The organism is Gordonia heveisoli (genome assembly GCF_030315745.1).
Classification (GTDB): Bacteria; Actinomycetota; Actinomycetes; order Mycobacteriales; family Mycobacteriaceae; genus Gordonia.
Map to the genome: position 1 here is coordinate 252,492 of NZ_JASXSH010000002.1, position 24,508 is coordinate 276,999.

The following is a 24,508-nucleotide window of genomic DNA, read 5'->3' on the forward strand; positions in this document are numbered from 1 at the left end:
GCATCGCGGGGAAGTACCGGAAACTCGGGGAAGAACTCCTCCCCTAGTTTCGTTCCTCCCCCACTTTCACCGGGGTGCCGTCCGGTCAAGAACCTCGCGCCACGGCCGGCCGGTAGGTCGCGTGTCGATCGCCAGACCCGTCGCCCGGTCGGTCAGCGCCGAAACATGATCGGCGAGAGCGGGATCGATCCACTCGTCGGCGCCGAGCACATACGGCGGCTGGGCCGTGACCCGCTCGGTCAGCGTGAAACCGGACTGCGCGGTGAGGTCGGCGAGCACATCTAGATTCGGCCAGGGTCGCTCCGGATTGACGTGGTCGGGGGTCAGCGGTGACACCCCACCCCAGTCGTCGACGCCGGAGGCGATCAGCGCAGCACATTCCTCGGCCGACACGAGGTTCGGCGGCGCCTGGATACGCATCGCCGACCCGAGCACGATCCGGGCGGTCGACACCGCGGCGAGGAATTCGGTCATCTCGGCGTCGGGGGTGCCGCGCATCGCGGTGTCCGGCTTGGCCCGGAAGTTCTGCACGATCACCTCCTGAACGTGGCCCGCGGAGGCGATGTCGGCGAGGGCCAGCAGCGATTCCGCACGCTCGGTGAGGGTTTCGCCGATGCCGACCAGGATGCCGGTGGTGAACGGAACCCCGACCTCGCCCGCGTCGCGCAGCACCTGCAGCCGCACCAGCGGATCCTTGTCGGGACTGCCGTAGTGCGGTTGCCCCTTGTCGGTGAACAGTCGGCGCGAGGTGGTCTCCAGCATCATGCCCATCGACGGCGCCACCGGTCGTAGCCTGCGCATCTCCTCGGCACTCATCACGCCGGGGTTCAGATGCGGCAGCAGCCCGGTCTCGGTCAGCACCGCGATCGCTGCGGCCCGCACATAGTCCAGCGTCGAGGTGTAGCCGCGCTCGGACAGCCATTGCGCGGCCTGCGGCCACCGATCCTCCGGCCGGTCACCGAGCGTGAACAATGCTTCCTTGCAACCGAGTTCGGCTCCACGGCGGGCAAGTTCGACGACCTGCTCGAGTTCGAGGTACATCCCTTCACCCGCGCGAGCGAGTTTTCCGGGCACCGTCACGAAGGTGCAGTAGTGACAGCGGTCGCGGCACAGTCGGGTGAGCGGGATGAACACCTTGCGCGAGTAGGTGATCTGGCCGGATCGACCGACGGCGGCCAGACCGTCGTCGCGCAGTCCCGCGGCGATCTCCTGCAGAGCGACGAGATCGTCGCCGGCACAGGACAGTAACGCCTCGACCTGCGAAAGCCCCAGGGGCGCCCCGGTGCGCGCTGCCGCGAGCGCCCCGGATCGGTCATGTACCCATCCGTGGTCTGCCGATTGATGTTCTGTCTCAGTACCGTTCGCCGCAGATTCGCGCATGCGACTCACCTCCCATGAGAGTCATCCGACCCCGAAAGCCGCCGGATCGAAGTTGCCGTTGCGGGCACGGAAGGACTCCGCGGTACCCGGCCACAACAGCGTCAGCCGACCACTCTCCGGGTCGACATACCAACTGTCACATCCAGTCATCCACACTGTGCTGGCGCTGCGTTCGTCGATCTCCCGGGTGTAGGCGGCTTCCGCCTCGGCCGACACCTCCAACGACCGCACCTGCCCGTCGCCCATGAAATCCAGTGCACCGACCACATATTCGAGCTGGGTCTCGATCATGTAGATCGCCGAGTTGTGGCCCAGCGCAGCGTTCGGGCCGTCGAGGACGAACATGTTGGGGAATCCGGTGACCACCGTGGAGGCGTATGAGGTCATCCCCTTCGACCAGTGATCGGACAGCCTGCGCGCACCGCGCCCGACGACCCGGTTCGCCGCCGGCGGGCGGGCCGCCTCGAAACCTGTTGCCATCACCAGGATGTCGAGGTCATAGCGACGACCACTGCGGGCGGTGGCCTTACTCTCCACCACACCGACCAATGCGCTGGGCTCAAGCGTGACATTCGGCAGGCTCAGCGCCGGATAGAAATCGTCACTCAGTAGGATCCGCTTACAGCCGATCTCGTAGTCCGGGGTGAGCAGAGCACGCAGATGCGGGTCGGGCACCTGGTCGTGGAGATGGTCGCTAGCCCGCTTGCGGATCATGTCGATGTCGGGCCGTAGTCCCAATCGTTGCGCAAACGCGCCGTCGGCCTCCCGCAGCAACCGGTTGCGGGTGTCGTCAGCCTGGGCGGGGTCGAGCATCGCGGCGCGCTCGGCCGCCGAATACGCCCGGTCTGCGCGGGGCACCACATACGGCGGGGTGCGCGAGAAGACCACCACCTCGTCGGCCACGGTGGCCAGGTGCGGAATGACCTGGACCGCCGACGCGCCGGTCCCCACCACACCGATGCGGGCACCGGCGACCCGAAGGTCGTCGGACCAGGCTGCGGTGTGCACCACCTCGCCCGAGAAGTCCGCCAGCCCATCGATTTCGGGAATCCGCGGCTCGGACAGCCGGCCGACGGCCAGCACCAGATTCCGTGCGCGGATCGGGTGGGCGACATCGCCGGTCACCCGATCGGCACCGGCCCGCGACGCATCGACGGTGGTGGTGATCACCCAGCGGGCGTCGTCGGCATCCCAGTGCGCCCCCTCCAGTGCGCGGCCGAACAGGATGTGCGGTGCCAGGCCCTCGTCGGTCACCGTCTGCTCCAGGTAGTCCCGGATCTCGGCACCGCTGGGATACAGCGACGACCAGTCACGCGGCGGCCGGAAGGAGAACGAATAGAGGTGTGCAGGAATATCGCAGGCGATACCCGGGTAGACGTTGTCGCGCCAGGTTCCGCCGACGGCGTCGGCCCGCTCCAGGACGACGAAGGACTCCCGACCCCGCCGCGCGAGGTGAGTCGCCATCCCGAGTCCGGCGAATCCGGCACCCACGATCGCCACGTCGACCTCGGTCGGCGACGACGGCTCCAGTGCGGTCATGGTTGTACCTGCGGAATCGGATAACGCTGTGCGGCAGTGGGTTCGCCGTATCGGGTGGTTCGCTGTCGGGGACTGCGCCCGATACGTGTGGCGACGTCGAGGAGATCGTCGGCGCCGAGCACCAGACCGGCCTCGGCACCGGCATCCGGACGCAGCGTGCCGTCCAGCAACAGTCCGCCGATATCGTCGGCACCACCGTTCAGCAGATCGGTGACCAGGGCGCGGTCGAGTTTGGTCCAGGCCACCTGCAGATGATCGAAACGGCCGAGGGTGATCAGCCGGGCCACCGCGTGCACCGCACGAGTCTCTCGCTCCGACGGCCCGGTGGCGGCGAGTGCGGCGACCGGCGGCGGCGCGTTCTGCGGCAGCATCGGCATCAGGATCAGCTCGGTGAAACCGCCGGTCTCGTCCTGAATGCGGTTGAGCAGACGCAGATGTGCCACCTGCTGTGCCGGGGTCTCCAGATGTCCGTAGAGCAGTGTCGCGGTCGAGGTCAGGCCGACGCGGTGAGCGGCGATGATGGATGCCTCCCAGGTACTCGCCGACGGGACCGGCGCACCTCCGGCCAGCGCGGACCGGACCTCGTCGTCGAGGACCTGCGCGGCGGTGCCGGGCACCGACCCCAAGCCCGCCGCACGCAGCGCGGCGAGATGGTCATGCAGGCTCAGCCCCAGCCGGGCGGCACCGTCGTGGATCTCGGTGGGCCGGAAGGCGTGCAGATGCAGATCGGGTGCGGCGCCGACGATCCGCTCGACGAGCCGCAGATAGCCGTCCGCAGGCGCCGTGGCGGGCAACGGCCCCTGCATACAGATCTCGGTGGCACCCAGCGCGCGCGCCTCGGCGACGAGTTCCTCCAGGGTCGGCGCGGATTCGAGGGCTGCGGCCACACCGGTGTCGAGGTTGCGGTTGACCACGAAGGTGAAGGCCGTCGGGTCGGTGACCCGGGCGCGGGCGGAGTCGGCGAGACCGGCGAGTTCGTCCAGTTCGGCGCCGGCGGCACCGAGCAGGGCCACCCACTCCCGATCGTCGAGGGTCGCCGGGTTCTCACGTACCCGGCTCAACGCACTTCGGACGTCCCCGACGGGGGCGTGGATGTCCTCGGCCCACGCGCGCAACACCATGCTCACACTCTAACGTCAGGCGCCGAACCCGCCCTCGGGCCGAGTGGTCCGCTCCGGGCGCGCACTATCTGCCTGCCCGCTTGCGGCCGGATTTCGTCTTCTTGGCCGGGCTTTTCTTCTGGGCCGGGCTCGTCTTCTTGGCCGTGCTCGTCTTTTGGGCCGGGCTCGTCGTGGTGGCCGGTGTGGCCTGTCGCGCACTGCCGGGCTTACCCGGGGCGGTGGCCGCCTTGCCCTTCGGTGCCGGCAGGCGACCCGAGAGGATCAGCACGGCCGGCAGCCCCGCGCCGAAGGCGAGCAGCAGCATCGTCGGGACGGTCTCCGACGCATCCCCGGCGAGCACCACATCCCCGCCTGGTCCCGGCACCGCGCCGAGGAACACCCCGACCATCCACCCGGCCAGCGGCGCATATCGCCAGCCGGTCGCAGTGAATCCGGCCGCCAGCCACAGCAGCACACAGTTCACCAGGCCACCGACGAGTCCGGCCACCGGCCAGGCGACCCCACCGAAACGCGTGTACGCGAAGAACAGCGACAAGACGCCGACCACCAGCCCGTCCACGACGAGCAGGGCGAGCATCACCCGGTCGACGACGCGCATCAGTCCAGACCCGCGAACAGGTCGGTCTCGCGCTCCCCGCCGGTCGGGGCCGGAGCAGTCCGGATGAAATGTTCGTGGCCGAAGATCGGCTGCAGGATGTTGTTCGACAGCGCGTACTCACGCCCCGACGGCGCGACGGTCACCTGGGTCGCATGCGCCGCCAGACCCGCGGCCTTGCGTTCGTAGACCGACCGGACGTCGACCTCGGTGGTGATGTCGGTGTCGGGGTAGCTGGGCAGTTCGCCGTCGTGCGGCATCCGCCAGCCGTCCGGGACCCGCTGCGTGGCGTCGGCCAGGCCGGTCCGCAGCGCGGAGGCCTCGGTCACCGACTCGTACACCTTTGCCGGTGCGATCCCGAGTTCACGGGCCCGGTCGACCGCACGCACCGACACCTCGTGCACGAGTCGATGATCGGGGTGCCCGTAGGTGCCCGCGCTGTCGTAGGTCACCAGCACCTGCGGTGCGAACGACCGCAGTTCATCGACGAACGCCTCGACGAGCATGTCGATGGGGGCCTGGACGAGAGCGCGCGGATGCTGCGCCGACGGCGAGCCTGCCATTCCCGAGTCCCGCCAGCGACCGGCCCCGCCGAGAAAGCGTGGCGCCAGCGGCGGTTGTCCGGCCGGGCTGAGCGCCGCCAGCGCACGGGTGAGTTCGGCGATGCGGTAGCCGCCGAGCTGATCGGCGCCACCGTCGGCGACGAGGGCGGCGTACTCGTCGCCGATGACCTCCCCCTCCTCACCGAGGGTGAACGTGAGCACCCGGACGTCGACCCCGTCGGCAAGGTATCGGGCGATCACCCCGCCGGTCATGATCGTCTCGTCGTCGGGGTGTGCGTGGACGAGCAGCAGGCGCCGCGTCGCGCCGCGCGGGGAGCTCGAGCCGGGTGCGGTCACTGGGGCAGATCCCATGTGCCTGCCGAACCGAAGATCGACACCTGGATCGGTCCGGTGTCGGGGACCCCGACAACCGCCGGCCGATCGACCCCGACCAGCATGCTGTCCTGGTAAAGCGGAATGTAGCTGAACTGCGCGGCCAGCAGCGGTTCGGCCGCGTTCAGCGCAGGCATCGGATCGTCGGCCGACAGTGCGCGCCGGGCCAGCTCGATCAGGCGAGCATCGCACAGCCCGGAGATGTTGCTGGCGTAGCTGGTCGCGGCGTCGGAGTCGCTGGGTGCGACACTCGTCGGCGTCGGCGGTGTACTCAGCGAGGGTTCGGTACCCGGCTTGGGCTGGTCACAGTCGACCTGAGAGGCCAGCGACGCCGCCGGTGGGACACCCAGACCGCTCCAGCCGACGATCACGTCGACCTTCTGCCGGGTCAGGGCCGCCCCGTAGAGCTCGCTGTTGGGCATGGTCACGACCTGCGCCCGGATACCGCCGGCACGCAGTTGATCGACGATGGCAGCTGCGGCGGAGGTGGCCCGCACGTCGCCGCTGACCGCGCCGACCCGTACCGCGAGATCCGCGCCGTTGCGCTGCAGCGGTGCGACCCCCACCGGCAGGGTAGGCACATTCGGATCCGCCTGTTGCCCGACCGGGGTCGGTGCCCCGGGCACATAACCTGCGTCGCGCAGGTATCCGGCAACCTGCTCGCGCGACGGGCGTGGGCGGTTCACCGGGGTGTAGCCGCGATCTGAGGGCGCGAACACCGTGTTGGCATAGGGTTCGACGATCCAATCGCCGGTGGCGGCGAAGGTGACCACCCGCGCGTCGATGAGCCCGAGGACCGCACGGCGCACGTTGATGTCGGCCATCACCGGCGTCCGCGCGTTGACGCTGACGCCCAGTGACCGCGCGTTCAGGTCGCGCCGCACCGACATCCCGGGCACCGAGCTGAGCACGCTCTGCAACGAGGCACCCCCACCGAGCATGGCGATCGACGAGTCACCCGATCGCACCGAATCCAGCATCTGCGCGGTCGTACCGGCCCGCCGCAACACGATCTGGTCGAGTTTCGACGGTGTCATCCAGTATCGGTCGTTGCGGGTCAGTCGCACCTCGTCGCGGGTCGAATCGATGGCGACGATCGCGAAGGGGCCCGCCGACACCGGCTTCCCGGTGTCCATGCCGGTCTGGAATCCGGCAGGCGCGCCCTTGAGTACGTGGCTGGGCAGCAGTCCGGAGAACAGTTCCCGCCACGCCGGATACCGCTCGGCGAAGGTGACCAGAACCGTCTTGCCACCCTCACGGGACTGCACCGAGTCGATCAGCCGGTAGCCGGCCGGGGCGACGACATTCGGCTGCCGCGACATCTGCTGCCACAGGTAGCTGAAGTCGTCTCCGGTGACCGGCAGTCCGTCGGACCACTGCGCGTCGGTGTGGATGTGATACGTGACCGTGAACGGCTTCTCCGAGGTCACCTCGGCCGACGTCACGAAGTCACGCTGAAGCTGCCACTGCACACCGGTCGGGGTGGACACCGGCGCGAAAGCGCTCGGCAGGGTCATCGCGGCGATTGCGGTCGTCACCGGGCTCTGATCGGAGGCGATGTGCGGGTTGAACCCCGAACCCACCGAATCGGTCGCGATGTAGACCGACTTCTCGGTCGGATATTCGGTGGGCGTCGGGATGGGGCCGGTGTCGCGCACCGGTGGCGGCGGATCGGACATACACCCCGAGGCGACCAGCCCGAAGACTGCGACGGTCGCCGCGAACGCGGTGGCGAGCCTGCGAGAAGAGCCGCCGCGGCCCGGCCTGACTGACGTCCGACTCACGTACGTACCCCCAAACACCTTGGTCCTGCTTCCACCCGACACACTGCCATCGCCAACGGACGACCCGTCCACCACACACCCCGCCGGGCCGGACCGGACGCCCAGGGGTGGCGCCGGTGTGCCGGCCGCGGCGGTGTGTGGTGGATCAGGTCACCGATCTATCAGCTCACCGATGCGTCGCGGGCCTTGGCACGCGAACGCTCGCGGGCGCGGGTCGAGCTGTCGAGATGCACCTTACGCACTCGCACCACCTCGGGCGTGACCTCGACACATTCGTCTGCGGCGCAGAATTCCATCGCACCTTCGAGGTCGAGCTGCATCGGCTTGGCCAAGGTTTCCATCACGTCGGCCGAGGACTGACGCATATTGGTCAGCTTCTTCTCGCGCGTGACGTTGATGTCGAGGTCCTCCAGGCGCGGGTTGATGCCCACGACGTGACCCTCGTAGCTGTCCTCACCCGGGTTGACGAAGAAGGTGCCGCGGTCGGCGAGCTGGATCATCGCGAACGGGGTGACGGTGCCGGCCCGGTCGCTCACCAGCGAACCGGTGTGGCGGGCCCGGATCTCGCCTGCCCACGAGTCGTAGCCGTCGAAGACGGCGTTGGCGATGCCGGTACCGCGCGTCTCGGTGAGGAAGTCGGTACGGAACCCGATGAGACCACGGGAGGGCACGATGAACTCCATCCGGACCCAGCCGGTGCCGTGGTTGTTCATCTGTTCCATGCGGCCCTTGCGCGCGGCGAGCAGCTGGGTCACCGCACCGAGGTACTCCTCGGGGACGTCGACGGTGAGATGTTCGAAGGGTTCGTGCACCTTGCCGTCGACCTTGCGGGTGACCACCTGCGGCTTGCCGACGGTCAGCTCGAAGCCCTCGCGGCGCATCTGTTCGACGAGGATGGCCAGCGCCAGCTCACCGCGGCCCTGCACCTCCCAGGCGTCGGGTCGGCCGATGTCGAGGACCCGCAGCGAGACGTTGCCGATGAGCTCGGAGTCCAGCCGGGTCTTGACCATACGCGCGGTCAGCTTGTGTCCGGAGACGCGACCGGCCAGCGGCGAGGAGTTGGTGCCGATGGTGACCGAGATGGCTGGCTCGTCGACGGTGATCCGCGGCAGCGGCTGCGGGTTGTCGACGTCGGCGAGGGTGTCGCCGATCATGATCTCGGGCATACCCGCGACGGCGACGATGTCGCCGGCCGAGGCGGACTCGGCGGGTGCGCGGTCGACGCCGACGGTGGCGAGCAGTTCGGTGATCTTCGCCCGCTCGACGACGGCCTCGCCGTCGACCTCACGGCACCAGGACACCTGCTGTCCCTTGCGCAGCGTGCCGTTGTGGATGCGGACGAGTGCGAGACGGCCGAGGAAGGCCGACGCGTCGAGGTTGGTCACGTGGGCCTGCAGCGGCGCCTCCGAATCCCCCTTGGGAGCCGGGACGTGCTTGAGCAGGACGTCGAAGAAGGGGTCGAGGTTGTCACCGGACGGGATCTCGCCGTTGGCCGGCTGCTCGGTGCTGGCGATGCCGGCACGCCCGGAGGCGTAGAGCACCGGCAGGTCCAGCACGAGTTCGGCGGCCGCGGCTGCTTCCTCGTCGAGGTCGGAGGCCAGGTCGAGCAGGAGGTCCTGGGTCTCGTCGACGACTTCCTGGATGCGGGCGTCGGGGCGGTCGGTCTTGTTCACGACCACGATGACCGGCAGTGACGCGGCGAGCGCCTTGCGCAGCACGAAGCGGGTCTGCGGCAGCGGACCCTCGGAGGCGTCGACGAGCAGCACCACACCGTCGACCATGGACAGGCCGCGCTCGACCTCGCCACCGAAGTCGGCGTGACCGGGGGTGTCGATGACGTTGATGATGACCTCGGTGCCGTCGGGCTGACGACGGTGGACCGCGGTGTTCTTGGCGAGAATGGTGATGCCCTTCTCGCGTTCGAGGTCGCCGGAGTCCATAACCCGGTCGACCAGCTCGGCGCGTTCGCCGAAGACGCCGGACTGCCGGAGCATCGCATCGACGAGGGTCGTCTTTCCGTGGTCGACGTGCGCAACGATTGCGACGTTACGGAAATTAAGTGCAGCGCTCACGGGCTCTCTTTCGTGTAATGGTGGGATCGGCAGCCGGAAACGGACGCCACCGAAGGCTGATGCCGCAGATCACCGATACATTCTCAACCAGACAGAGTATCGCCTCCGGCGGTGAGATCGCGATCACAGCACCATTTGCGCGCCGTGCTAGCCTCCGGGCATGGGCAAGGTTAATCCGGCCAAGGTGGGTCGACTCAAGCCCAAGAAGAAGTGCTGCCGCTCGTCGACGCGGTGTGTGCGCTGTCCCGTCGTGGTCAATCGGATGCGCAAACTCGACGTCGACGATATGTCCAAAAAGGACCTTGGCAAGGCGCTCAAGAAGGCCCGCAAATCCTGATCGGGTAGTGCGGATATCTCTGCTGCACAGTCGTTTTCAACGAAACTCGCCGTCATCGCCGGTCGCGTTGGGCATACTCCCCGACGACGCCGACCGCGGCCAGCACGGCAATGTCGGCCATCAGCCGATCGGTCGCCGCACGGGCATCGAGGTCGGCCGTCACCTCCGGCCCCAGTGGCGCCCCGATCACCACCGACGCGCGTGCCCACCGACCTCCGGTACCCCGGATTCCCACCGGATACACCGCCGCCCCGGTGGTTTGTGCGACCCGCATCACCCCGGTCCGGCCGCGATAGATCCTGTCGCCGGGAGTGCGGGTCCCCTCCGGATGGATCGCCCACACGCCGCCGGCGTCGAGGATGGCCGTCGCAGTCGCCAGCGCGGCCCCGGCATGGTCCCCGCCGCGCCGATCGATGGGGATCTGACCGGCCGCGGTGAAGAACCACCGCCGCAGCCGAGCGGGCCACCCCACGCCTGCGAAGTACTCCTGTTTCGCGACGAAGTACACCGGCCTCGAGATCGCGAAGCAGATGAGCAGGGAGTCGACGAAGGCGCGGTGATTGGCCGCGACGATCACCGGCCCCGCGGACGGGATGCGGTCGGCACCGACGACCCGCGGACGGTAGCGCAGCCACAGCAGCGGTCCGACCAGCACGTATTTGAACAGCCAGTACCACATGGACCCACCCTCCCGAACATTCGACGACACAAGTAGACACTGTCTACGTGACAGCCTAGGGCTGCCCGGTAGACACTGTCTACATGGTCGAATCGACGAGTCCCGACAGCATCCGCTGCCGGTTGGTCGACGCCGGGGTGGCGCTGCTCGATGAAGGAGGCGCCGACGCGGTCGGACTGCGGGCCATCACCCGGCGGGCCGGCGTGTCCCATGGCGCCCCGCGTCGCCACTTCCCCACGCACCGAGCCCTGCTCGCGGCCATCGCGCGTCGCGGGCTGGAGGACCTCACCCAACTCCTCGTCCCGATCCTCACCGCACCTCTCCCTGACGTCGGGAACCATCCCGGCCGGTCCGGCGAACCGGCACACCGGCTGCGCCGCGCCGGACAGGTCTACGTCGACGTCGCCGTCTCGCGGCGGGCGATGTTCGAGCTGATGTTCCGCCACGACATCCTCGACGGCGCCGGGGCCGATCTCCGCGCCTTGTCTGTCCCCCTGGTCGGTGCCCTGCACGAGATGGTCATCGCGGGCCTACCCGACCCCGCGCTCCCCGACCCCGACAGGTGGGCGCGTACCGCCGGACTGTGGACCGCGTTGCACGGCATCGCGATACTCACCGCCAACCGCACCCTCGAACCGCTGGGTGCGGCGGGCGCGATCACCCCAGGGCGACTCATCGCCGACGCGGTGGATCACGCGCTGCGGTGACCGTGCGGCGTCACCCGCCGATGACCGCGACCCGGCCCGGCCGCAGGCCCAGGGTGACCCCATCTCCCACCGACACCGGGGCGGTGGCCACCGCCTCCACCTCACCGGCCACACAATCGACCCAGACCCGGGTGCCGCCGGGTAGCGGCGCGACGCGCACCACCAGGCCGGTCCCGCCGTCGGCGTCGGGTCCCACCGGGTCCGCCGACACCGATTCCGGACGCAATCCCAGCCGCCGCGGGCCGTCGGGCAGATCTACCGGGACCGGACCGAACGCGGTCTCGGCGACCCGCCCGCGCACGGTCGCGTCGAGCACCGTGGTACAGCCCAGGAAGCGTGCGACCTCGGCGTCGACCGGTGCCAGCCACAAGTCGTCCGGCGTCGCCGACTGCACGATCCGGCCAGCGCGCATCACCGCGATACGATCGGCCATCAGCGCCGCCTCGGTGTGATCGTGGGTCACCACGATGGTCGGCGTGGCCGCGTCGCGGACGATGCCTGCGATGTCGACGGCGAGTTGTTCCCGCAGGCCTCGATCGAGCGCGGCCAGCGGTTCGTCGAGCAGGAGCAGCCGCGGACTCGGCGCCAGCGCCCGCGCCAACGCCACCCGTTGGGCCTGACCGCCAGACAACTCCCCGACGCGCCGGTCAGCGAGGTCGGGCAGTTCGACGAGCTGGAGCATCTCCGCGACCCGGTCGGCGATGCGGCGGCGTGGCCAGCGGCGCATGCGCAGTCCGTAGCCGACATTCGCCGCGACGGTCCGTCCACCGAAGAGCTGGCCGTCCTGGAACACCACCCCGAAGTCGCGTCGGTGCACCGGCACCTGGGCGAGATCGTCGCCGTCGAACCGGATGTGACCCGCGGCGACCGGCTCGAGTCCGGCCACTGCACGGATCAGCGTCGACTTGCCGCAGCCCGACGGACCGAGCAACGCGGTGACCGGCGCACCGGCGGTACCGACCTGCCAGCTCAGGTCGTCGATGACCGTCGTCGCGCCGTAATCGAGACGCACACCATCGATGTCGAGCATCACAGCACCCCACTGCGCGGCCGGAACACCTCGACCACGATCACCGCCGCCGTCGTCACCGCGACCATCAGCACCGATGCCGCCATCGCCGTCGCGAAGTAGTGCGCGCCCGGACGATTGAGCGAGGATCCGATCAGCACCGGCAGCGTGGTGGTGTCCGGCCGGGCCAGGAAACTCGTCGCACCGAACTCGCCGAGCGCCATCACGAAGGCGAAACCGCCTGCGGCACCGAGAGACCGGCCGATGATCGGCAGGTCGACGTCGACGAACACGCGGATCGGACCGGCACCGAGAGAGGCCGCGGCCGCGCGTAGTCGCGGCGGGATCGATTCCAGCGCGGGCATCATGATGCGAATGACCAACGGAATCGCGATCAGCGCCTGCACACACGGGATGATCAGCGGTGACGCCGCCACCTCATAGGGCAGAGCGGCGAGCACCAGCAGGTATCCGAAGCCGAGTGTCACCGCACTGATCCCGAGCGGGATCATCGCGATGATCCCGCCGATGCCGGCCACCACCCCTCGGGGCCGGTGCAGCGCCAGCGCACCGAGGAGGCCGACGACGAGCGCGATCACCATCGCCAGAGCGGCCGTGCCCAGCGAATACCGCAGGGTCGCCAGGGGTGTCACCCCGTTGACCGGATCGGCCAGCGCACGGTAGCCGTCGAGCGTCGCACCACCGGCGCTGTCCGGAAACACCGATCGCCACACCAGACCCAGGATCGGCGCGACAAGCAGTGCCACGGTCCACACACCCGCGGCGGCCAGCGCCAGCAACTGCCCCGGCCCCCCTCGGCTACGCCTCGGTTCGAATACCCCGGCCGATCCGGCGCCCGCCGAACCGCTGACCACCCGCGAGACAACCAGTGCCGCAACCACGACCACGATCTGCACCATCGACAGCACGACCGCCTCAGGCAGCCGGAAATAGCTGATCGCCTGGGTGTAGATCTCGGTCTCCAGGGTGCGCAGGGTGCCACCGCCGAGGAGGATGATGACCCCGAAACTGGTGGCGCAGAACAAGAACACCAGTGTCGCCGCGGCCGCCACGGCCGGAGCCAACCGGGGCGCGACGACGGTGACAAAGGCACGTAACCGGCCCGCTCCCAGGGTGCGTGCTGCGTCGACGACCCGCGGGTCCAGTGCCCGCCAGGCTGCACCGACCACCCGCACCACCACCGCGACGTTGAGGAAGACGTGGGCGACCAGGACGGCAGGCAGTCCCGACTCGATGCCGGTGAAAGCCAACGGGCCGTCGAAGACGGCCCGGAAGGCGACGCCGACGACGACCGTCGGCAGCACGAAGGGCACCGTGACGACCACCGTCAGCACCACTGCGGCCGGCCCGCGGACGCGGGTATAGAGCCAGACGATCGGGATGGCCGCGACGATCGCGAGCACCGTCGAGGCGGCTGCCTGCCCCAGGGTGACCCCCAGCAGGTGTATCGCGTCGGTACGTTCGACGATCGAGCCGATCCCACCGGATTCGGTGTCGGCCGCCGACCACGCACGGCGCACCAGGGTTGCCACCGGCCAGATGAACAGGCCGGCGATGAAGACTGCCGGGATCGCCCGCCAGGCGATCCCGCCGACACGCCGCATGATCGGCGAGCCCGGCATCGCTGTCGCGGTCACCGCCCGACGGCGGTACGCCACTGATCGAGCCACTTCTCGAAGTTCTGCGCGATGAAACGCGGCGGCATGTTCACCGTCGACGACGGCAACGGTGCGCGTTCCTGCCAGCCGTCGGGCAGCGGGGTGTCGCGCTGCACCGGGTAGACGAACATCGACGACGGCAAGGCCTTCTGCACCGTCGGGCTCAGCATGAAGTCGACGAGTTTGCGCGCACCGTCGGGATTGCGGGTGCCCTTGAGGATGCCGATGTACTCGATCTGACGGAAACAGTTGTCCAGCAACGCTTTCGTTCCGGCGGTGGCGGCCGGCGATGACGCGTAGGACAGGACGATCGGGCGGTCGCCATGGTTGGTGCCCGCGGTGAACCGGTCGTTGTAGGCCTCTTCCCAGCCGGGCACGATCTCCGCACCGCCGGCGACCACTTTTTGCCAGTACGACTGCCAGCCACCCTCACCGAGGACGCCGATGGTGGTCAGCAGGAAGGCCATGCCCGGTGAGGAAGTCCCCGGATCCATCAAGACCGACTGGGCCGCGAACTTCGGATCGGCGAGATCGCGGAAGTTGGCCGGCGGCGTGATGTTGCGTTCGGCGTACCAGCTTTCGTCGATGTTGAGGCAGACGTCGCCTCGGTCGACCGCGGTGAGCTGATCGCGCGCCTCGGGAATCGCGTACTGGCCCGCACCGTCGACGGCGGCGGGCGCCGCATACGGTTCGAGTGCCCCGGCCTCGATCGGCCGGGAGGCGAAGGTGTTGTCGATCCCGAACACCGCGTCGGCCTTCGGCGAGCCGGGCGTCAGCGACACCACCGATGCCAGCTGGCCGGCGTCACCGCCGCGCACGATCTTGAGGGTCATCCCCGTCTCACGGCGGAACTCGTCGAAGGCAGCCTGCGGGAGATCGAAGGAGTCGTGGGTCAGCAGGGTGACCTCGGCTCCGGCCTGGGCGTCGTCGGCGCATGCGCCGAACAGCGACACCGAGCCGAGCAGCACGACGATCAGACCGAGGGTCCGACAGCGTGGCCGAGACGGCAGTACTCGCGTGTGGCCGGTTCGACGATTCCGCACGTTGCCCCGCTCTCCTGAGGGTCACCAGGGTGGGGAGGGTTTCCCACCGACACCTGATCTAACCAGGCGAACCGGCGCACCGACCATCCGAAAAGCTCGAGTCACTTTGATAACAATTGCATCAATAACCTCAATAATCACTGCAACAACAGTGCGGTCCGTCTGGACAGCCATGGTGACGTGATGCATAGAATGACCGTCGACATGACCCCTCGACGCCACCGTCGAGCGGGCTTCGACACCGTCCCGGCGCCGGGCTGTCCGACCGAAGCCAGCCCCGGCACCCCGACCGATAGGACAGCATCAGTGGGTTTCACAGGGCCGCTCAACGCACGCTCACGCTCGGGCCGCGGACGACGGATCACCCGGATCGGCACCGCGACCATCGCGCTCGGCGCTGCAGTCGCGCTGGCCATGCCCACCGCCGCGCAGGCCGCACCGGCGCCCGCCGCACCGCGCGTCGACCAGCAGGTTCTCGATTCCCTCGGCGCCTTCGCACCGGCGATCATCGGCTCGGTCATCACCCCCGGCCCCGACGGCAAGGTCAACGCCACCCTGCTCAAGCAGGCGAGCACCCTCGCCGCGACCCCGGGCCTACCGCCCGAGGTCAGCGCGATCTGGAAGTCGGTCGTCAGCTTCCTCAGCGAGCCCGGCCGCCGCGAGATGGTCAGCCGCACCGAGGTCGCCGAACGCAAGCCCGGTGACCCGGAGATCCCGAAGGGCCCGAACGCCCCGAAGATCCAGGAGTTCCTCTATCCGACCATCGGATTCAACTGCAAGCCGGACGGCAACTCGCTGGGCCGCGCCCTGGTGACCGCCGGACCGCAGAAGGCGCCCGCCCCCGGTCCCAAGCGCGGCGAGGCCGGCTACGTGTACACCAGCCTGGGCACCGGCCCGGCCGTGGACCGTCCCGGACATCAGCTGACCGTCACCTGGATCAACATCGACAACGGCCGCACCGGGCAGACCCTGCTCAAGCGCAACCCGAAGATCAACGTCAAGGAAGGGCCGGGCACCTTCACCGGTATCGCCAAGACCGGTAAGGGCCGCGTCATCTCGACCATCTACGGCGAGGTGACCACCAAGACCAAGGGCCGCGTGATGTCCTGCGGCATCGTCCCGACCATCGGTCTCGCCTACATCTGAGCCCCAGGAGAATCGCGACCAGCGGCATTCTCGACAGGCGGCGCCCCGACCATCCGGTCGGGGCGTCGCCTTTTGTCCCTGACACCGAACCGTCCGTGCTGATCCAACCGTCCGTGCTGATCCAACCGTCCGGGCTCATCTGCGGGGTATCCCTGCGATCGCATCGGGGTCACAGCTCGGACTCATCACTTGTGGGTCGACGACGCCCCATGCTTTTCTGTTAACTCAAACAACTTCTGCCACATGCGCCACATTCTTCACAGCGTGTTCTGCCGGTGGCGAGACCCGCACGACAACGAGATCCGAAAGACTAAGGAGTCAGTCATGCCGAGCTTGCGCGCCGGACTGGTCGGGACCGCAATCGCCGCGGCGACCGTGCTGGGAACCGCGATCGGCGGGACCGTCGTCGCAGGCACGGGTGTCGCCACCGCGACACCGGCGGCCACCCCGGTCGATGCGATCACCCTGCCGTCCAATCCGCTCGACTCCGAGCTCGCCGCCGCCGTGCGGATGCTCAAGGCGGCCGGCGTCGACCAGATGGCCTTGCAGGCCGCGCAGGCGATCATCGGGGCGACCGGTCAGCTGAACATCACCGACCTCATCGGTCAGCTCGGTTCACTGCAGGCCGGCGCGCAGGTTCCGGCCCGGCCGGTGGCCGCGACCGATCCGACCGCGTTGTTGCGCGCCCTCGGAATCCAGACGCTCTCCCCCTCGGTGTCGCCGTTCTGTGCCACCCCGACCGCCGACAACCCGCTCGGACTGGTGACCGCGGGTGCCGGCGCGGTACCCGGCCCGTGGCCGCTCAAGCAGGACCCGCTGGCCCAGCTCGCGCCGATCCTCACCCTCATCCCGGGCGTCAAGATCCCCGACACCCTGAATCTGGTCGACAAGGGTGAGACGGCCTACGCCTTCGTACCCGCGACCACGGGCGGCGGATCGGGTGGCACCATGCAGGTCGCCTGGTTCAACACCACCACCTTCCAGGGCGGTCTCGCCGACCTCAAACCGGTCAGCGATCCGCGGATCACCAGCGTGCTGCCACTGCTGTCGGGCGTTCGGCTGGCCCCGGTCAAGACCGGTCAGGGCACCGTGCTGTCGGCGGTGTTCGGCACCGCGCAGAACGGCAACCGCAGCTGCTTCTTCCTGCCCGCGGTGGGTGTGATCAACGCATGACGCGACGCCGCCTGCGGCCCCGGATCATCGCCTACGCGGTGAGCGCGGCCGCCGCGACGGCGTGCGGCGCCCTGGGGTCCCGACGATCGGCTGCGATCACCAAACCGATTCCGATCGCGCTGCTCGCCGCACATGTCGCGGCCGGCGGCCGGGAACGTCCGCCGGTCGACAACGTCCTACTCGCCGGCGTGATCGGCTTCTCCGCCACCGGTGACCGGTTCATGCTGAACGAGGAGTTCGAGACCGAACCCCAGGCCAAGGATCAGAATCTCCGCCTGGGTGCGACGCTCTTCGCCGGCGCCCAGCTCTGCTATGCGGCCACCATGTGGCGCCGTGGGGCGCGCCCGGAACCGCGGACCCTCGCACCACGCGGGCTACTACTCGCCGAGTCTGCCGCAGTCCTTGCGCTGCATCGTCCCCGGTTGCTGCCGGTTCTCGGCGCCTACGGTCAGACCCTAGTGCTGATGTCGGCGCTCGCGTCCACCACCCCGACCCCCCAGCCCCAGGTCCGCATCGGTGGCCTACTGTTCCTCGCCTCCGATCTGACGATCATCAACAGGCGGCATCTACTCCGTCATCCGCGCGTACGTCAGGCGGCCGAGATCTGGGTGCTGGCGTCCTATTTCGCGGCGCAGGCCCTGCTGCTCGACGGCGTGGGCCGAGCGGCGGACGACGGCCGCTGAGCCGATCCGGGTCCGCCGCCAACCGGCTCGGAGTCACTGACCGAGCTTCGCGATTCGAACCGCCTCGTTGGCCTCCAGCCGAGACGCCGCGACCGCATCCATCTCTTCGAGTTCGAGCCCCTTGGTCTCCTGCACGCGTCGGTGGACGAACAGGAACGACAACGCCGCGCAGACGGCGAAGAAGCCGTACACCCAGCCCAGACCGAGTTGCTCGGACGCAGTCGGGAACAGCATGGAGATGGTAAAGTTCGCAATCCAGTTGACCGCGGTGCAGACGCCCAGTGCCACACCACGAATCGAGTTCGGGAACATCTCCCCGAGCATCACCCACATGACCGGCCCCCAGGTGGCGGCGAAGGCGACCACGAACAGATTGGCACCGATGAGTGCGAGGACGCCCCAGGGGTCGTCGAGGGTGAGACATTCCTTGGTGGTGTTACCCGCCTCGCAGAGGACGTCGCCCACGCTCCCCGATTGCTTATAGGTCGATTGGGTGAAGGCGACACACGCCATCAGCAGGCCGATGAACATGCCGACCGAGCCGATCAGCAGCAGTTTGCGACGACCGATGCGGTCGACGAACAGGATGGCCACGAACGTCATCACCACGTTGATGACGGCGGTGATCACCGAGGTCTTGAACGACGCGCTCTCACTGAAACCGACCGACTGCCACAGGGTCGTCGAATAGTAGAAGATCGCGTTGATGCCGACGAACTGCTGGAAGACGGCCAGCCAGATGCCGACCCACACCAGCGGGTGCAAGCCGAACACGGGACCCCGGATGTCGTGGATCGACGCGGAGGACTCGCGCCGGACGGTGAGCTTGATCTCGCGCACACGATCCAGCGGGGCGACCTCGCCGGTCACCTCCTGCAGGATGCGCGCGGCCTCCTCGTCGCGATTGCGACCGACCAGGTAGCGCGGTGACTCCGGGATCAGCAGTGCGATCACGCCATAGACCACCGCGGGCACCACGCCGACGAGAAACATCCACCGCCAGGCCTCCAACCCCCACCACAGGTCGTCGGAGGCCGCGCCTGCGCTGTCGGCGAGCAGTGCGTCCGAGAGTAGGGCCGCGAAGATGCCCAGGGTGATGGCCAGCTGCTGCATCGACGCCAGGGCCCCGCGGAAGCGGGCCGGGGCGATCTCGGCGATGTAGGCGGGCGCGATCACCGAGGCGATACCGATACCGATACCGCCGAGCACGCGCCACAGCAGCAGATCCCAGACGGTGACCACCAGCGAGGTGCCGATCGCCGATACGACGAACAGGACCGAGCCGAGCAACATCACGCGTTTGCGACCCCAGACATCGGCCAGCCGGCCGGCGAACCAGGCACCGAGCGCGCAGCCGAGCAGGGCGATCGCCACCGCGAAACCGGTGAAGAGGCTACCCAGACCGAAGGTGTCCTGGATGGAGTCGACCGCCCCGTTGACCACCGAACTGTCGAACCCGAAGAGGAAGCCGCCGACCGCGGCGGCCACACTCACGCCGATCACCTTCGCCCGGTGCTGATGGGCGATCTCCGACTGATGGGTTTCAGACATGAGGACCTCGCTGTCCGCTGTCGGTTCCCTCTCACCACAAGAGGCGCAACAACCTCAGGCTACGCATCAGTGCACTGGCACCACGGCCTTTCGGGCTATCGGTGACCGCGGCGTGATCCTTCAGGCGACCGCGCGCCCACGACACGTCGAGTACTGCGGATTGACCATCGGGACGAAGAGCATCAGACCGACCTTCTGGTGGATTGTGAAGGCGACCGGACCGCTACCCGGATGCAGGTCGACCTGCCAGCGCACCGATTGCGCCCGGCTGGGCACGGTCACCGACCCGGTGCGTCCGGTCCGCTGATTGCGCCAGTTCACCCGTACCTCGATGGTGTACTCGAGCGCCTGCGGGCGGGTGAGGCTGTAGCCGATCAGCGAGATCGCCGGGCCGGGCAGCCCGTCCGAGGGGAAGGCGATCTGGTTGTAGACGTCCACCCGCACGGGCAACGGACCATTCCCCAGCGGATTGGCACTGCCGCAATTGAGTGTGGTCACCAGATTCGGTTCGGTGTACTCCGGGATCGCTTGCGCCACAGGTGCACTCAGCAACGCCGCGAACAGCGCCCCGACCGCGCCGACCAGGCCGAGTCGCACCGCTCGCCGCCGCGACCCGTTCGTCGCCACCCCATCACGTACCCGCTCCACCCCGGTGATCATGGACACAGTGTAGGAGGGTCGGATCGGCGCGCAGGCCGGATTGGGTCACCCGGGACGTCGATCTGCCAGAATCGATCCATGGTGAAGCTGCAGATTGCTCAGGATCCCGCCGCCGACGAACTGCTGTCGACCGACTCGTTCGCACTGCTGACCGGAATGCTCCTCGACCAGCAGTTCCCGATGGAACGGGCCTTCGCCGGACCGGCCAAGATCCGGGAGCGTTTCGGCAGTCTCGACCCGGCCGCCATCGCCGACGCCGACCCCGAGGCCTTCGCCGACCTGTGTGCCACCCCGCCGGCGATCCACCGCTACGGACGGTCGATGGCCGGTCGAGTACAGGCACTCGCCCGCGTGGTCGCCGACGAATACGGCGGCGACGCCGCCCGCATCTGGACCGAGGCCCCCACCGGCGCTGATCTGCTGGCCAGGGTGCGCGCGCTACCCGGTTTCGGTGACCAGAAGGCGAAGATCTTCACCGCCCTGGTGGCCAAACAGCTCGGTGTCACGCCGACCGGCTGGGCGAAGGTCGTCGGCGACTACGGGAAGTCGGGCTTCCGTTCGGTCGCCGACGTCGTCGACCCGGATTCGCTGCAGAAGGTGCGCGATTTCAAGAAGGCCGCGAAGGCGGCCGCCAAAGCCGACGCGCAGGCGAAGTGAGCGGCACAGCTGCGGGCGAACAGTAGGGTCGGTCCCATGGAGAACGAGTCGGCCGCACGCGCCGTCGTCGAATTGCCGTTCCGGCTGGGGTTCGCAGTGGCCGGGGTGGCGCTGACCGCCGCCGAATCGGCGGTGACCATCGCGCGGATCACCGCCAACAGCGTTCAGCATGAGGTGAACACCGCGCTCGGGCTGTCCGGCGACGAACTCGGCAGCGCCCGCACCCCCATCGCGCTGCTCAGCCAGCTCGCCGAATTGCTCGGCCCGGATCGGCCCTTCGGCCGTATCCTGGCCACCGGCGGCCCGTTGGAGCGACTGCTCAACCCGGATGGGGTCATCGACCGCCTGACCGCCAAGGACGGCCTGCTGGAGAAGCTGACCGAGCCCGGCGGCCTGATCGACCAGATCGCCGAGGACGACGGAATCCTGGTCCGGCTCACCGCGAAGAACGGTCCGCTCGACCGGCTAACCCGGCCGGGTGGTGTGGTCGATCAGTTCACCGAGAACGAGGGCATCCTGGAACGCCTGACGTCCGAACACGGGATCGTCGACAAACTCACCGCGCCCGACGGCTTGCTGGAGAAACTGACCGCACCGGGTGGCACGCTCGACCGGCTCGCCGACGACGGCGGCCTGCTCGATCAGCTACTCGGCGACAACGGCGCCGTCGAGCGCGCGATCGCCCCCAACGGTCCCCTGGACCGCATCACCGAGCTGACCGAGGTGATCGGTCAGCTCGCCCCGAGCCTGATCGCGATGCAGGACACGGTGCACGAGTTGTCGGCGACCGTCGAGTTGCTGAACGCCACGGTGGCACCGCTGGGCGGACTGGCCGACCGGCTGCCCAAACGTCTGACCCGCGGCAAGGGCACCGCGGTCGACGTGCCGGCCACCGGTCGCGACATCACCCCGTACTGACCGACGCGCCGACGACCGCGATCGCGGACCGCAGGTCCTCGACGTAGCGGTCGAGTTCGGCCGACCCCAGGACGGCCGGGCTGGTGGTCACCGAGATGGCGACGGTGTCGCCGAGTCCATGGATCCCGTGGGTGAGTCCCTGTACCGGCGACAATGCGGGGAAGCCCGCGCTGAAGACCACTGTCCCGGCGCCGAGCCTGAGGTCGGCGGGGCCGCGGTTCACCGACGACACAACGGTATTGCCGGTGACCTGGGCCGGCTTCCGGCTGGTGTCGAATCGTGTTGTCCCCCAGCGGGTCAGGAAGGCCGGCGCGGACATCTCGGCCTGTCGGGCCACCGCCGCGGCCGCCCTGGTGGCGTGCCGGCGTGCGTCGTCGATACGCAGCGAGATCTGCCGGGCACGGTCGCCCAGGTCGTCGACGTCGAGCGCGAGGTCGACGCTCACGTTACCGAAGTTGTTGCGCGCCAGCCCATCCGGAACCCGGCCGACGGTCAGCTCCACACCCACCGACGGCGGGTCACCCAGCAGTCGCGGCAACGCCACCGACAGCAGGGTGAGCGCGGCGGTGGTCACGCTGGACGCACCTCCTCCGGTCAGTTCGGCACGATCGACGGTGATCACGCGCAGCGACCGGTCGTCGTCGGGACCGACGTTGACCGACGACAGCGCATAGCCGCCCGGCGACGAGCGGTCGGCTCGCCGCGTCGCCTCCTCGTGCCGGGCCAGTCGATAGGAGCGGACACCTCCGGTCGCCACCGCCGCCATCTGCCACGGCATCCGTGCAACGCCACCGGCCGCGGCCAACCCCCGGGTGAGGACATCACTGCGCAGCCGGATGGGTACCGGCACGTCGGCCGGCGCGTCGAACAGTTCGCGGGCGATCTGCGCGGTCCGACGGCCGTCGCCGAGCGCGTGCACGATCTGCAGGACGACGACCACCGCGTCCCGCCCCGCCCTCGGCGCGTCGGCGACCGGCCCGAACAGATGCAGACGCCAGGCCGCCTCGGTCGGCGCCAGTTGCTCGCGCATCGTCGCACCGAGCACGTCGAGGCAGGATTGCCAGGTATGTGAACCGGTGTGCACCACAACCTGTTCCGCACGTGCGGGGGCGTCCACCCAATAGGGATGATCGAGCGCGCCGGGAACGTCGACGATCCGCAGGTTCAGATCCGGGACGGCCCGCGCCCGCGCCCATAGCTGGATGGCACACCCGTCCAGGTCCATTCCCGGATCGGCGAAGCAGTAGAGCAGGAACTGATCGTTGGGAATCGACGCCGACATCCAATACGACACCGCGTCCGCGTGAGCCATCCGCTGCATATGCCCCACCGTAACGATTCGGCCGGGGGACCCGCTCCGGTCCCCCGGCCGAATCGCCTTGTGCAGCCGCGTCCTACTTTGCTCCGGCACTCCACGCGTAGGGCAGATCGGCGTCGTTGAGCACATGGTCGCCGACCGCCTGCAGCTTGTAGATGAGCGGATTGTGCGCGGAGATGACCCGCGCGTTGCGCCAGTGCCGGTCGAAGCGCAGTCGCTCGGAGGTGATCGATGCGCCGCCGACCTCGAACAGCCCGGTGACCGCGTCGAGTACCAGCGGGATGATGACGCTCTGCGCGCGGGCAACGTCGAATTCGACCCGATCCAGCAGTTTCTCGTCGGTGCCGCCCGCCGCCAGCAGCCGGTCGAGTTGATCGGCGATGTCGAGGACCAGCGTGCGCGCGGCGTAGACCGCTCCGCTCGCACGGCCGATCACCTGCTGCACCAGCGGATCGCGGCGGGGCAGGTCGGCAGGCGAGTGAGTGAAGGTTCGGGTGCGGTCACGCACCCAGCCGGAGACGTCCTCGGTGGCGCGCTGGGCGATGCCCGCGAGCACGGCGAGTTGCACGAGCTGGAGATAGGAGGTGCCGTAGGTACGGCCGTCGGCACCGTAACCCGGTCCGAGCACCCGATCCTCCGCGACCTCGACGTCCGCGAATTCGGTGGTGCCACTGGCGGTCAGGCGCTGCCCGAAGCCGTCCCAGTCGTCGTGCTGGGTGACACCGGCGGCATCTGCGTCGACGAGAATGGACACCCGCTCGCCGTCCCGGTCGGCGGCGACCAGAATGTAGTCGGAGTACAGGCTGCCCGTGCTGTAGTACTTGGTGCCGTTGAGCTTCCCGTCGACCAGCGCGGTCTGATACCGGCCGATCGCACCCACGCCGGGTTCGGTGATGGCGTTGCCGACCAACTTGCCCGCCGACAACGCGTCCAGCCACGCATCACGCTCGGCGCCCGGTTCAGCGAGCAACTGATCTTCCACAAAAGACCAGTGCACCCGAAGTGCCTGCGGCAGATTGGATTCCGCCGCAGCCAGGTCGATGAGCAGCCGAAACAGCTGCCGGACGGATGCGCCGTAACCACCATGCGAGACCGGCACACGCAGTGCGCCGAACTTGGCTTCCCGCAGCCAGCCGACCTCGTCATAGGCCAACGCACGATCATCCTCGCGCCGAACCGCCCCGTCGGCGATACGGGCGAAGATCGGCGCGAAGATCTCGTCGAGTTGGTCGTCGGTGTAGCCGGCTGCCGGGCGCTCACCGCCGGGCTGGGTCTGCTCGCCCGAATGCTGCTGCTCACTCGCTGTGGTCGATGGGACGGTCGCGGTCACCAGGGGTCCTTTCTCCAGGTGGTTGTCTCAGGCGGCAAGTGTGGGCAACCCGATCCCGATCGGCCACGGTTGCGCCCGCGGTGATCGGAACGCGATCGGCATGAAGTCGGGGGCAGTGACGCGCCCCACAACGCGGCACGGTAGATGTATGGGCACCGACATTGCCATCGAGCAGTGTCATTGTGAGGCGAC

22 protein-coding genes are annotated in these 24,508 nt (G+C 68.7%); 7 read left to right on the plus strand and 15 right to left on the minus strand.

The features are described 5' to 3' along the window. Positions 1 to 66: 66 nt before the first annotated feature. The 7 genes from cofG to typA form a co-directional block, all read right to left on the minus strand. A complete protein-coding gene (gene cofG, locus QSJ18_RS02870; protein WP_286324700.1) occupies positions 67 to 1,380 on the minus strand; it encodes a 7,8-didemethyl-8-hydroxy-5-deazariboflavin synthase CofG in 1,314 nt (437 codons plus the stop codon). Positions 1,381 to 1,401: 21 nt separating this feature from the next. Further along, a complete protein-coding gene (locus QSJ18_RS02875; protein ID WP_286324701.1) occupies positions 1,402 to 2,919 on the minus strand; it encodes a flavin-containing monooxygenase in 1,518 nt (505 codons plus the stop codon). Next, complete coding sequence (locus QSJ18_RS02880) at positions 2,916 to 4,040, minus strand: FO synthase (RefSeq protein ID WP_286324702.1); 1,125 nt, start codon at positions 4,038 to 4,040, stop codon at positions 2,916 to 2,918. The genes QSJ18_RS02875 and QSJ18_RS02880 overlap by 4 nt, the downstream gene beginning before the upstream one ends. Positions 4,041 to 4,104: 64 nt before the next feature. Then, the gene (locus QSJ18_RS02885; protein WP_353507197.1) at positions 4,105 to 4,638 is read right to left on the minus strand and encodes a facilitated glucose transporter; all 534 of its coding nucleotides are present in this window, start codon (positions 4,636 to 4,638) and stop codon (positions 4,105 to 4,107) included. Continuing rightward, the gene (mshB, locus tag QSJ18_RS02890) at positions 4,638 to 5,534 is read right to left on the minus strand and encodes an N-acetyl-1-D-myo-inositol-2-amino-2-deoxy-alpha-D-glucopyranoside deacetylase (RefSeq protein ID WP_286324703.1); all 897 of its coding nucleotides are present in this window, start codon (positions 5,532 to 5,534) and stop codon (positions 4,638 to 4,640) included. The genes QSJ18_RS02885 and mshB overlap by 1 nt, the downstream gene beginning before the upstream one ends. After that, positions 5,531 to 7,249: an ABC transporter family substrate-binding protein gene (locus QSJ18_RS02895; protein ID WP_286324704.1), complete on the minus strand. Its 1,719-nt coding sequence runs from the start codon at positions 7,247 to 7,249 to the stop codon at positions 5,531 to 5,533. Before QSJ18_RS02895 ends, mshB begins: the two co-directional genes overlap by 4 nt. Before the next feature lie 266 nt (positions 7,250 to 7,515). Further along, positions 7,516 to 9,426, minus strand: a complete 1,911-nt coding sequence (gene typA, locus QSJ18_RS02900; protein ID WP_286324705.1) for a translational GTPase TypA — start codon at positions 9,424 to 9,426, stop codon at positions 7,516 to 7,518. Between the two features lie 160 nt (positions 9,427 to 9,586). Between typA and QSJ18_RS02905 the strand changes: the two genes are divergently transcribed. Further along, complete coding sequence (locus tag QSJ18_RS02905; RefSeq protein ID WP_286324706.1) at positions 9,587 to 9,763, plus strand: hypothetical protein; 177 nt, start codon at positions 9,587 to 9,589, stop codon at positions 9,761 to 9,763. Positions 9,764 to 9,815: 52 nt separating this feature from the next. Here QSJ18_RS02905 and QSJ18_RS02910 read toward each other — a convergent pair whose 3' ends face one another. After that, complete coding sequence (locus tag QSJ18_RS02910) at positions 9,816 to 10,442, minus strand: lysophospholipid acyltransferase family protein (RefSeq protein ID WP_286324708.1); 627 nt, start codon at positions 10,440 to 10,442, stop codon at positions 9,816 to 9,818. 83 nt (positions 10,443 to 10,525) lie between these two features. Between QSJ18_RS02910 and QSJ18_RS02915 the strand changes: the two genes are divergently transcribed. Then, entirely contained in the window at positions 10,526 to 11,149 is a 624-nt protein-coding gene (locus QSJ18_RS02915; RefSeq protein WP_286324709.1) for a TetR/AcrR family transcriptional regulator, read from the plus strand. Between the two features lie 10 nt (positions 11,150 to 11,159). On the opposite strand, the gene QSJ18_RS02920 is transcribed toward QSJ18_RS02915, so the two are convergent. From QSJ18_RS02920 to QSJ18_RS02930, 3 genes are read right to left on the minus strand one after another with little or no spacing between them, the layout of a single operon-like run. Further along, positions 11,160 to 12,179: an ABC transporter ATP-binding protein gene (locus QSJ18_RS02920; RefSeq protein WP_286324710.1), complete on the minus strand. Its 1,020-nt coding sequence runs from the start codon at positions 12,177 to 12,179 to the stop codon at positions 11,160 to 11,162. After that, the gene (locus tag QSJ18_RS02925; protein ID WP_286324832.1) at positions 12,179 to 13,801 is read right to left on the minus strand and encodes an ABC transporter permease; all 1,623 of its coding nucleotides are present in this window, start codon (positions 13,799 to 13,801) and stop codon (positions 12,179 to 12,181) included. The genes QSJ18_RS02920 and QSJ18_RS02925 overlap by 1 nt, the downstream gene beginning before the upstream one ends. 11 nt (positions 13,802 to 13,812) lie before the next feature. Continuing rightward, on the minus strand, positions 13,813 to 14,880 hold the full coding sequence (locus tag QSJ18_RS02930) for a thiamine ABC transporter substrate-binding protein (protein WP_462475967.1): 1,068 nt from the start codon (positions 14,878 to 14,880) through the stop codon (positions 13,813 to 13,815). Positions 14,881 to 15,186: 306 nt separating this feature from the next. On the opposite strand from QSJ18_RS02930, the gene QSJ18_RS02935 reads away from it, so the two are divergent. The 3 genes from QSJ18_RS02935 (at position 15,187) to QSJ18_RS02945 (ending at position 17,882) form a co-directional block, all read left to right on the plus strand. Then, a complete protein-coding gene (locus QSJ18_RS02935; protein ID WP_462475968.1) occupies positions 15,187 to 16,026 on the plus strand; it encodes an Rv1157c family protein in 840 nt (279 codons plus the stop codon). Positions 16,027 to 16,350: 324 nt separating this feature from the next. Next, the gene (locus QSJ18_RS02940; protein WP_286324711.1) at positions 16,351 to 17,199 is read left to right on the plus strand and encodes a hypothetical protein; all 849 of its coding nucleotides are present in this window, start codon (positions 16,351 to 16,353) and stop codon (positions 17,197 to 17,199) included. Beyond that, complete coding sequence (locus QSJ18_RS02945; RefSeq protein WP_286324713.1) at positions 17,196 to 17,882, plus strand: lysoplasmalogenase; 687 nt, start codon at positions 17,196 to 17,198, stop codon at positions 17,880 to 17,882. The genes QSJ18_RS02940 and QSJ18_RS02945 overlap by 4 nt, the downstream gene beginning before the upstream one ends. A 33-nt stretch (positions 17,883 to 17,915) precedes the next feature. On the opposite strand, the gene QSJ18_RS02950 is transcribed toward QSJ18_RS02945, so the two are convergent. Both QSJ18_RS02950 and QSJ18_RS02955 read right to left on the minus strand, forming a co-directional pair. Beyond that, the gene (locus QSJ18_RS02950) at positions 17,916 to 19,433 is read right to left on the minus strand and encodes a sugar porter family MFS transporter (RefSeq protein ID WP_286324715.1); all 1,518 of its coding nucleotides are present in this window, start codon (positions 19,431 to 19,433) and stop codon (positions 17,916 to 17,918) included. Between the two features lie 120 nt (positions 19,434 to 19,553). Further along, complete coding sequence (locus tag QSJ18_RS02955) at positions 19,554 to 20,093, minus strand: hypothetical protein (RefSeq protein WP_286324716.1); 540 nt, start codon at positions 20,091 to 20,093, stop codon at positions 19,554 to 19,556. 78 nt (positions 20,094 to 20,171) lie between these two features. Between QSJ18_RS02955 and QSJ18_RS02960 the strand changes: the two genes are divergently transcribed. Beyond that, positions 20,172 to 20,750: an HhH-GPD-type base excision DNA repair protein gene (locus QSJ18_RS02960; protein ID WP_286324718.1), complete on the plus strand. Its 579-nt coding sequence runs from the start codon at positions 20,172 to 20,174 to the stop codon at positions 20,748 to 20,750. A 36-nt stretch (positions 20,751 to 20,786) separates the two neighbouring features. Beyond that, complete coding sequence (locus tag QSJ18_RS02965; protein WP_286324719.1) at positions 20,787 to 21,668, plus strand: hypothetical protein; 882 nt, start codon at positions 20,787 to 20,789, stop codon at positions 21,666 to 21,668. Here QSJ18_RS02965 and QSJ18_RS02970 read toward each other — a convergent pair. Beyond that, positions 21,655 to 22,989 (minus strand): WS/DGAT domain-containing protein, encoded by a 1,335-nt coding sequence (locus tag QSJ18_RS02970; RefSeq protein ID WP_286324721.1) that lies wholly within the window; start codon positions 22,987 to 22,989, stop codon positions 21,655 to 21,657. The two genes, QSJ18_RS02965 and QSJ18_RS02970, sit on opposite strands and share 14 nt — an antisense overlap. 73 nt (positions 22,990 to 23,062) lie before the next feature. Continuing rightward, positions 23,063 to 24,316, minus strand: a complete 1,254-nt coding sequence (locus QSJ18_RS02975) for an acyl-CoA dehydrogenase family protein (protein ID WP_462475969.1) — start codon at positions 24,314 to 24,316, stop codon at positions 23,063 to 23,065. Positions 24,317 to 24,508: the final 192 nt, after the last annotated feature.